This window comes from Arthrobacter sp. (assembly GCF_030540645.1).
Classification (GTDB): Bacteria; Actinomycetota; Actinomycetes; order Actinomycetales; family Micrococcaceae; genus Specibacter.
This window is the reverse complement of the sequence record NZ_JAUNVV010000023.1, coordinates 30,583-37,710: the sequence shown is the minus strand read 5'-3', so window position 1 is coordinate 37,710 and position 7,128 is coordinate 30,583. Positions and strand designations below refer to the sequence as shown.

The window sequence follows — 7,128 nt, the reverse complement described above, 5'->3', positions numbered from 1 at the left end:
CCCCACAGTGTCGTGGCCGCGGAGTGGAACGTCAGAACGATCAGCAGTTGCACCTCCAAGGCATCGGAAGCCAATAGCAGAAACGGTTAGTCGTAATGCTGACACGCATGAGGGTACGGTCGGTTGCCTCGTCGTCACTAACGTCAAAGTTGGTCGGGGTGCAGGAGTACCAGTAGTCCTCATCAATACAGCCGCCCAGTGCGAATTGATTTTTGTCCAGGAAGCGGCTCTTGCGGCCCGGTAATTGTGTTTGGGTTGGCGGATTGCGACGACTTCAAGAATGGGGGTGGCTGGGAATGGCGCATCGGTCCAGTGTCAGGAGGATCCTGTCGACCAGGACAGACTTGGAGGAGTTTGCCGCTACCAGGTGCTCTATCGCGACCTACTTCAGGAATTGTCCAGCCGCCGCGTGGTGAGTTAGCGTGATCATTGTCTTGGGGAGGTCGGTCAAATGGGACGCCGATTCGTGACAGGGTAAGCCCTGATATTTATCGGCTGGCTCGGCTGCTGGCTTCCATCTCCCCGGGCCACAATTATCTCAGCGCATTTAGGTGCATGTCTCGTGAGACTCCCAAACAATTGCTGACGGGTCGCACTCTAATCCCAGGATCAGTGCGCGCTTTGCGCTAGTACCGGAGGCACCAGCGGCCTGAATCGTTCTGGTGATGCTTTCGTTGTTCCTGAACCGGGCGGAGCTCGCCAGCTACCGGCTGCCAACTGAGTTCGTTTGATTTTGTCTGATGGTTCTAGGGTGTACCAGGGAGTGGGTGTCTGGCCATGGCGCTCACGGAGTACCTCTTGTCCTTCAGTTTGGATCAGTGTTCGTGCATGGCGCCGTGCCAAGTATCAAGGCCTACGGGGTACATGAGGAAGTGTCAGCCGTTCGTGTGGACGTGGCGGTGTCTCTCTATGTTTCGTCAATAATGTGGGTTTCCAATATTCACGGAGTGCTTTTTGGTCTTGTTGTTGGGTGAGAGTGTTGCCAACGTTCCGGGCCCACCCTCTGATCGCCGATGGCGGTTTCACTTGGACTAATCCGGCGTACGGCGCTGCGTCCCGGAGAAGCATGGCAACCGCCTCTGTCGGCCGGGACTCTATTGCGAGATGGTGGGACCACAACCTTCGATAGGAGAATCTGATGGTCCAAGCCCAATATGTTGGTGCCGAGCACGGCACATCTGCGCGCGGCGGAGTCTCACCCGCCGGGCGAACAGCAATAGTCGTGGGAGCGGTGATCGCGCCGGTCATCTTCGTGCTGGCTCAGGCGCTTTTTCCTGTGCTTCCGCACACTGTCGAAGAAGCATTCCCCATCATGGTTGAGCAGCGTGGGCTGGTCTTCGCCACGCGGATGCTCTCCGGGGTGGGCTCGGCGTTGTTCATCCTCCTAGCCGGGCCGATAGGGTATCTCGTTCCGCGCGCGGCGCGGGGAGCAATTCTTACGCGACTTGGGTTACTTCTGATGAGCGCTGGCGCGATACTCAACGCGCTGAGCCAGATCGTGCAGGGCTTTGCAACACACGCCGCGACTAGGACGGGGATCCCAGTCAGTGTGGGCCAGGACATCGTACTGAAAATCGTTTCCGGCCCCGAGGGCGTGCTGCTGGAGTACTGGGTACTGATCATGTTCGCACTGGGACTGATTATCGTTGGGACAGGAACCCTCCTGTCGCGACGCGTGGGCAAATTCGTGCCGATTTTGCTCATGGCGGGCGTAGTGATCGCCTTAGCACTCAGTGGAATGGGACCTATCGGGGTGGTCACGATGGCTCCATTGGCCATCGCGGTGGTTGCCCTAATCGTCAAGGCTGCGCGGAGTGGATACCTCAACCCCTTGTCTAACCGTACGAAGTGAGTCCATAGTAGTGCTACCATGGACGCCCACGAGATCACCAAACCTCGAAGCACCCAGCTAACTGTGGCCGCGGGGTTGAGCGCTGGCGCCGCAGTGCTTGGGGGCTCGGTGGTGGCCGCGGTCGCTCCGGAGCGGCTATTCGACTTGCATGTCATCGAGGACGTGAGCCAAGGTGTCATCTGGGCTTCGCTTGCAGTGGTGGTGGCCCTATCGGGTGGGGCCAGCGTTGTCGCGATCGCTATGCTGGCGGTCGCTGGCAGCGCGGCACTCGCCGTCAGCGGCACAGCGTGGGTGCAGATTGCGCCGCTGATCGGTGCCGATCCGGGCCTAGCTCTCTGGACCGGCGGATGGATCTGGGTCATCGCGATCACCCTACCGGTCACCCTTGTTCCAATTCTCTTCATTCCGGCGAGTAGCGTATCCGTCCGCTGGCGCAGGCTCGGGATCGTGACAGCAATCTCCGGGTGCGCGATCGCTATGGGAGTAGGTGTTTTGTGGCCAGCGGGTGCACCCGTGTTTGAGGTTGCTCAGCTGGTGGGCTTAGCGATCGTCGCGACAGCGGCACTGCTCACTATCGGACTTGTATCGTCTGCTGCTCACTCGACACGACGTCTGCGTCCTCTCTTGGGAGCGATGCTCGTCACCGTGCCAGCGCTGTGCGCATTGCTGTTTCTCCCTGAAGGGTCTCCCTTCGTCCAGCTCCTGATTAGTCCTCTCATTCCGGTCTCCATCGCCGCGATCACCCTGCAGGACTTGATTGCTGGGTTGCGAACATCCAGACAGCAGGTAATCGAGGCACGCGAAGACGAACGGGACCGGATCTCGGATGACCTTCATGATGATCTCGGTCCACTCCTGTCGGCGATCGGGATCCATGCCGACATCGCAGCACTCCGGCTCCAAACAGGCCGTCCAGATGCTCTCGAGGTGATTGAATTGGTTCGCTCCGCTGCAGATGAAGCCTTGCAAACTCTGCGCGGTGTGCTCGCCGACTTAAGCCCGATACGCATGAGCGGCCGCAGTCTGGAGAGCGCCGTCAGGCGTCTCGCTGACGAGATGGCACTAGCAGGCGTACAGATCAGTATGCAGTCAGACATCGAAGACGAGCTTTCTGATCGAACTGCCATGGTCGCCTATCGCATCATCGCCGAATCCCTCACCAACGCCTTCCGTCACGCTCATCCGACATGTGTATCGATCGAACTCATCCGCATCGATAAGGGACTTCGAATACGGATCACGCACGATGGTGCCGGCCCACAGCAACCTGGCTCACATGGCGGTCGCGGCCTAGCCTCAATGGAGAAGCGGGCCCGTTCGTTGGCAGGCTCCCTCGTCGTCGTCTTCGACGGCGCATCAACCATCGTGATAGCCGAGCTTTCCGAGTCGGCGGATGTACCACGATCATGAAGATTCTAGTCTGCGACGATCACGCCGTCTTCCGGGAGGGGTTCACGCTTCTTCTGAAGGAAATGGGTATGGATGTCGTCGGCGCAGCGGCATCCGGCGAGGAACTGCTCGATCTGGCCCCCACACAAGACGTTGATGTGTTTGTAGTCGACCTCCACCTGCCGGGTATTAGCGGGATAGAGGCCATCCGCCGGCTGCTCCGCGACGATCCCGGCCGGCGAGTGCTTGTGCTGTCGATGGTTGCCGACGATGTCTCCCTTTTCGCAGCTCTCCGAGCGGGCGCTACGGGGTACCTGCTCAAAGGCGCGCACAGTGGGGATGTGCACCGTGCACTGGAGGCAGTCATGGAGGGGACTCTATTCGTGGATGCGCCGCTCGCACGCCTGCTTGTCCATGGACTGCGCAGCTCCGGGGGGATATTTCCTCAGCTGACCGCACGGGAACGCGACATTCTGATCGAACTCTGCCACGGTCGCTCGACGGATGCGATCGCGGCCGCCCACTTTCTCACGACAAAGACCGTGCGCAATAACGTGTCGCACATCATCGCCAAGCTCGGTGTCAACACAAGGGCGGAAGCTGTCGCGAAGGCGCACAAAGCCGGTTTCGATGCCCCGGGCTGAGTGCCACCCAACTGTTGACCGCAAGTCGATCCCCCATCAAACAATGGCAGTCTTCAGTACCCAGAACCCGGTTTCGCAACGATAAAGGGCATTCCACCCGGTAGTCTGGGGTCCCAGATTTGGGAGCCTACATGGCTCAAACGTACCGCAACAAGGATATGGCGAGCCGTCGTCGACTGGCCAGTGCCGTCGACCTTCTAGGCGCCTAAACCCGAAGACCCTAGAAACCAGCAGCTTTATCGTACCCGATGCAGGTCAAACCAGATTAGTGCCATTGCCAGCACTGGGGTAGAAGTGACTTCCTGCGGAACTGCACCCTAGTACGACGCGTCCGGTACAGTCCGACAGGAAAAGTCGTGACAACGTCAACATACTCACTTGGTCATTGCGTGCAGTAGTCCGCTGACCCAAATGGATCGGCAACCACAACGATGGTGACTCTAGTGAGACAACCACGTCCCGCGACAGCCGCCAATACCAAGACTCACAGTCACTAGCGGGTAGCTAATTTTGGCGAACCAATGGATTACCCGATCAATCGATGTCCTGAGAGATCACACCTGCTGAGGCTTTACTGGCTCAGGAAACCGAAAAGCTCGTCTTCAGAGGCGTTAAGTTCCTGAAGTTTTGTTTTTGCGTCAATATCGGCGCTGAATTCCCATGCCATCTTGAAGCCGGAATCACCCCTTACAACGACGCCAACCATGGTGTCGTTGCCAATGATGCAGACTTTTTCGTAGCAGCTGACCCATCTGGGAAGGCCGATGTTGTTGTGGCCGGAAACTGCGGCCGCCCCGAACCAGATGGACAGGCCGGGATATTCGTCATGACGCCAGACAGGCCAGCCATGGTCCCCGGCCGTGGTGCCGTCAGACGCGCCCTGGCCGGTAGCCACGGCTGCCGGTTCCTCCACGTAGGCGTCGCCAAGAGCACTCAGAGTTCCAAACGTCTCGGGAATCCCGTCGCAGGTGCCGGAAACTACCCTTGCCGTCACGCTCAGGGTGTCTAGCGAGGCAATGTTTAGGTCCAGGGCGCGGGATTCGGATCCGACCAGGATGAATCGCGTCAGTTCACCGCTGCCAGACGCCAATGTGTATTCAACTTCAAGGTCCGAGGGCGCTCCGAAACGTTGCCCCACCACGGCATGGAATCCGACGTATTTTCCGCCCAACGTATAGTTTTGCGCCACGGATTCCGTGTTGCAAGAGGCTGTCTGACTGGTGCTGTTGGTGTATTCGGTGCCTTCGGGGCCTAGACGGCGGGACACCTCCAGACCGGAATCTGCAGCCCCGCTGCTGGGCACCTCATAGAGCCAGGTACGCTGGCCATGGGTTGGCAGGCCCTCGCCGTGGGGCAGCGTGGCGTCCATGGCTAGGATGAAGTTTGCCACTTGGACCTGGCTGGGTCCGTTCGTGGGGAGGCTGTTGTGGAAGCAGTGGCTTTGCATGCCCTGCAGCATGAGAGGGAACTGGGAAATACTGGCCTTACCTGTGGCCAGCCCATCCAGTGCGATGGTGTCTACGCCGATTGAGGCAAGTGTTTTCAATTCTTCAACAATGATGCCGCCTAGTCCTGATTTGACTGCCTGGGCCACAGCAAGCGAATTTAGGTAGCTGGAGGACTCATTGCACTGCCGGGTGTATGTTCCCATTAGCTTTCCAGTCACAGTCCCGTCGACGGATCCGGCATAGCCATTGGACGAGCTTGACGGGACGATGGTGTCGCCAAACAAGGAGAAATCGGCCGTTTCTTCATTCTTCACAAAAGGAATGTCGAACAGCATCTTTTGAATCACAATTTGCGAACCTACCGTGGCGATCATGGTGTCCTTGGGCAGGTATCCGGGCTGCTTACAACCTGGCTCGCGTTCAGCAGCGAGGCACTTCACAGCGTCGGTCCCCGCTGCGATCAAGGAGAACCCGTTTAGGTATGCCTTCCCGTAGCGGGCGAGTTCATCCAACAGGGTGGCTGCCATGGTTCCTCCCCATGGCGAACCCTGATGCGGCGTACCCAAGGTAACGATGCCGGACAACAGCTCAGGCTTGCCTGCCGTTTCTAGCGATGCTGCGGCCGACCGCAAGGCGATTCCGCCCATGGAATGAGCCGCACCAATGACACCTCCCTTGCCGCCGCCGGCAGAATAGGACCCCGCTGCCTGTGTGATGTAATCGGCAAGGCAGGCTGAAATGGAGTTCCCAACAGGCCACGTTGAATGCTGAGCCTCGTAGTCAAAGGCAAGGACCACAAAGCCGGTACCAAGAAACTTTTGTAGCATGGCGACCGCAGCGGCCGACGAAGAGGCTCCTCCCAGCCAGCCGTGCACCCACACCACAGGGCGTCCAGTCATGGATTTCGGAATGGTGCCGGAGTGCTTGGAGCAGTCATCAGCTGCGGATGCAGGCGCGGCTGCCACCAAACCGACTGCGGCAATACCTACTACGGCCAGTGCGTAGGCCAGCAACATGGTCACCAGTCGTTGCCACAGCCCTCCTTGCCTTTTTGGATTCAGAGTGTGCTTGGATGCACGCTCAGGAAGGGTATGGCAACTCGCCGGGGCAGTCATGGCAGGGTCCGCTCTGCATACATAAGTTTCGGTGTCCCGTCCACCTGCAAGATCCCCAGAGTCCAGGACATGCCGTACTTGTCATTGGCCTGCACCTCCCACAAGTCCGGTGCCAGGGTTTTCTGGGAGGATTTGTCCAGAACCAGTTCCAACGACGCGATCGTTTGGGCAAATTCTGGAGCAGGTTTCTCATCGCCGGCCAGTGGGAGGATGGCCCGGATACCGGCATCGTCGCCTGAATTTAGCGCTTGCTGGACCGTTTCCGCATGTGCAAGAAAGGAATCGGCGGAAGGTGCTGCAGCGGCAGCGGAAATGCTCTCCGAGACGCTAGCGGGGGTTACAGGGGGCTCAGCCTCGATCGGTGCCATCCGGAACCATATGGCAGTCACCGCGATGAGAACTGACAACCCTATTGCCGTCCATATCAGCTTCCACCATCTCCATGAGCTATTGACTTCACCAGGCATGGAGCTCCCTCCGTTGAATCGTGCATCACGGTCAGTGTAGGGCATACTCCGGGGCCATAACGTCCAGCACGATGGCTGTCACCAGAATGGGGGACATATCAACCGATACTCAACGCTTGATACTTTTTCAGGCTTGGATGACGCCGCAAAGTTGCACCATCACGAACTCTCGAGGCCAAGGTTGATGCTCGTGCCAGGTATTCCTAGCACTCC

At 58.6% G+C, this 7,128-nt stretch carries 5 protein-coding genes; 3 read left to right on the top strand and 2 right to left on the bottom strand.

What is annotated here, in order from left to right:
• Window positions 1-1,138 precede the first annotated feature (1,138 nt).
• Genes Q4P21_RS06575 through Q4P21_RS06565 form a run of 3 tightly spaced genes read left to right on the top strand, consistent with a single transcriptional unit; the run spans window position 1,139 to window position 3,885 of the window.
• Window positions 1,139-1,852, top strand: a complete 714-nt coding sequence (locus Q4P21_RS06575) for a hypothetical protein (protein WP_303387996.1) — start codon at window positions 1,139-1,141, stop codon at window positions 1,850-1,852.
• 18 nt (window positions 1,853-1,870) lie between these two features.
• Window positions 1,871-3,262 (top strand): sensor histidine kinase, encoded by a 1,392-nt coding sequence (locus tag Q4P21_RS06570; RefSeq protein ID WP_303387995.1) that lies wholly within the window; start codon window positions 1,871-1,873, stop codon window positions 3,260-3,262.
• On the top strand, window positions 3,259-3,885 hold the full coding sequence (locus Q4P21_RS06565; RefSeq protein WP_303387994.1) for a response regulator transcription factor: 627 nt from the start codon (window positions 3,259-3,261) through the stop codon (window positions 3,883-3,885). The genes Q4P21_RS06570 and Q4P21_RS06565 overlap by 4 nt, the downstream gene beginning before the upstream one ends.
• A 571-nt stretch (window positions 3,886-4,456) precedes the next feature.
• On the opposite strand, the gene Q4P21_RS06560 is transcribed toward Q4P21_RS06565, so the two are convergent.
• Together Q4P21_RS06560 and Q4P21_RS06555 are read right to left on the bottom strand one after the other, a co-directional pair.
• Window positions 4,457-6,349, bottom strand: a complete 1,893-nt coding sequence (locus tag Q4P21_RS06560; protein ID WP_303388004.1) for a triacylglycerol lipase — start codon at window positions 6,347-6,349, stop codon at window positions 4,457-4,459.
• 95 nt (window positions 6,350-6,444) lie between these two features.
• Complete coding sequence (locus tag Q4P21_RS06555; protein WP_303387993.1) at window positions 6,445-6,816, bottom strand: hypothetical protein; 372 nt, start codon at window positions 6,814-6,816, stop codon at window positions 6,445-6,447.
• Window positions 6,817-7,128 lie beyond the last annotated feature (312 nt).